The organism is Alphaproteobacteria bacterium (assembly GCA_035625915.1).
Lineage (GTDB): Bacteria > Pseudomonadota > Alphaproteobacteria > JACZXZ01 > JACZXZ01 > DATDHA01.
Genome location: DASPOR010000082.1, coordinates 1 through 2,140, shown reverse-complemented (window position 1 = coordinate 2,140; position 2,140 = coordinate 1). Strand labels below are relative to the sequence as shown.

2 protein-coding genes are annotated in these 2,140 nt (G+C 61.8%); both read right to left on the bottom strand.

The genetic code is table 11. The features are described from left to right. Positions 1-481: 481 nt before the first annotated feature. Positions 482-1,378, bottom strand: a complete 897-nt coding sequence (locus VEJ16_07035) for an aldo/keto reductase (GenBank protein ID HYB09407.1) — start codon at positions 1,376-1,378, stop codon at positions 482-484. Positions 1,379-1,380: 2 nt separating this feature from the next. Then, the coding region (locus tag VEJ16_07030) for an MFS transporter (GenBank protein ID HYB09406.1) at positions 1,381-2,140 on the bottom strand (760 nt) is incomplete at its 5' end.

Here is a 2,140-nt window from a genome sequence, read left to right as displayed (position 1 = left end):
GGTTCCACCAACTATTACGGTGGATTTGAAGTTCCTAAAACTTAGGTGGCATCCGCGTTTAGAAACTTCAAATCTGAATACCATAGAGACAACCTCTTGGCGATTGGGCCGAGGTATGTGGATGCCCGGGTCAAGCCCGGGCATGACGTTTACGGGTGTTATGTGCGGAGCGCTGAATCATTGCCTGTGCGCCAGAATCTAAATCGGACAACCCGACACTTCACCACTCGTCATGCCCGGGCTTGACCCGGGGATCCACGTCCTCATTGCAGGTATGACGATTGGCGAAGTCCGGTATCATTTGTCGGACACAACGCGCTACTTTGCTTTGAACCCGAAATTCGCTCCCGGTCCCGCCCCCAAATGTGGCGAATTTCGGATTCGCCGCACTAGGCCAAACCCATGATAGCGACCGACGGCACGTCCGTCATGATCGAAGGACGAGGGGAACGCCGCGGTCGCGTTCGGCACTCTTTATCGGTCAGAGGCTGTCGATGAATTCGATCATCCGCTTGCGCTCTCCCGGATCGGGAAGGCGTCCGCGCATCGCACCGGCATTGTCCGTCATGTGTGCGGGGTCGGAGGTGCCGGGAATGACCGCCGTCACGCGCTCGTCGGCGAGAAGGAATTTGAGGAAAAACTGCGCCCAACTGCCGGCGAACCCTGTCGCCCAATCGGGAACTGCCTTCCCCTTCACGGCACGGAAGAGACGGCCGCGCCCGAACGGAAGGGCCGTCAGCACGCCGGCCTTGACCTCGGCCGCAACCGGCAAGATGCGGCTCTCCGCGGATCGGTCGTCGAGCGAATAGTCGATCTGCACGAAATCGGGTTTCTCGCGCGCAAGGATCGCTTCGACCGCGTCGAAATCGCCGTGAGATGTCGAGGTGATGCCGATGTAACGGCAAATGCCTTGAGCCTTCCACGCACGGAACGCCGCCAACGATTGCGCCTTGTCGCGCACATTGTGGAGCTGGAGCAAATCGACCTTCGACGCCTTGAGCCGCATGAGCGAGCGCTTGAGCTCGGCTTCGTCGGGCTCTTCGAGCTTGGTCGCGATGAAGACCTTGTCGCGCAGGCTCGTCGTCGAAAGCACGTTACCGATCACGCTCTCCGCATCGCCATAGGAGGACGCCGTGTCGATAAGCCGCCCGCCGGCATCGACCAACGCACCGATGACTTGCTCGGCCATGTGTCGAGTCTTGTCGTCGTCGGTGTCGAAAACATAGGCCGTACCCAGGCCGACCGCCGGGATGCGCTCGCCCGATCCGGGAATGGCGCGGCTGATAAGGGGCGCGGAACCGGTTTGCGCCATCGTGGGCCGTGCGAACAGCACGCCGGCTGCGAGTGCCGCGAGACCGCGGCGCGTTATGCGGGTCATCGTCAACCCTCCTGGGCGATCAGCGCATCGGATGCCCGGGCACGGCGCTCCTGGCTGCGTCCGAGTGCCGTCGACAGGAAAAACCATGCCGCCACGACCGGCAATGCGCAGATCGCAATGGCGCCCAACTTCAGGCCAAGTGCTTGCAAGCTGTCGAACACCCAACCGTAGAGCGCGTCGGACCCTCGATAAACCACGACGTCGATCAAGTTCTTCGCCTTGTATTTCTCCTCGCGCGCGACCACGGTGAAGAAAACTTGGCGCGCTGGATTGGCGATCGCGAAATTCATCCAACGCTGCACCACTTGGAAGGTCATCACGACCGCGAGGCTTGGTGCAGCCGCCAGGATGGCAAAGCCCACGACGAAAACCGCCGGCAGTGCTGCCGCCGCGACACCGGTGCCGAAGCGCTTGAGGAGCGGCCCCGTGGCGACGGCTTGCGTCGCAAGCGTCAACAGGCTGACCGCAAGGTCGATTTTGGCAAAGACGCGCGTTTGGGCGCCCGCACCCTGGACCGCCGCCGACACGATATTGGCCTGCTCGAAGTAAAGGATGGTGGCCGCGAACGACAGCAGGCTGACCCATGCGCCGACTCCGAGCAGGTAGGGCGAGCGGAACAGCCCGGGCAGTGCTGCGAAAGCACTCCCGCCGATCCGTTGCTCCTCCTGCGAAGCACCTTGCCGCGTGCGCACGTTGCTCTCGAGACGGCGGACGCAAAATACCGACAATTCCAAGAATACGATGGCCGCAATCAGCAAGTTG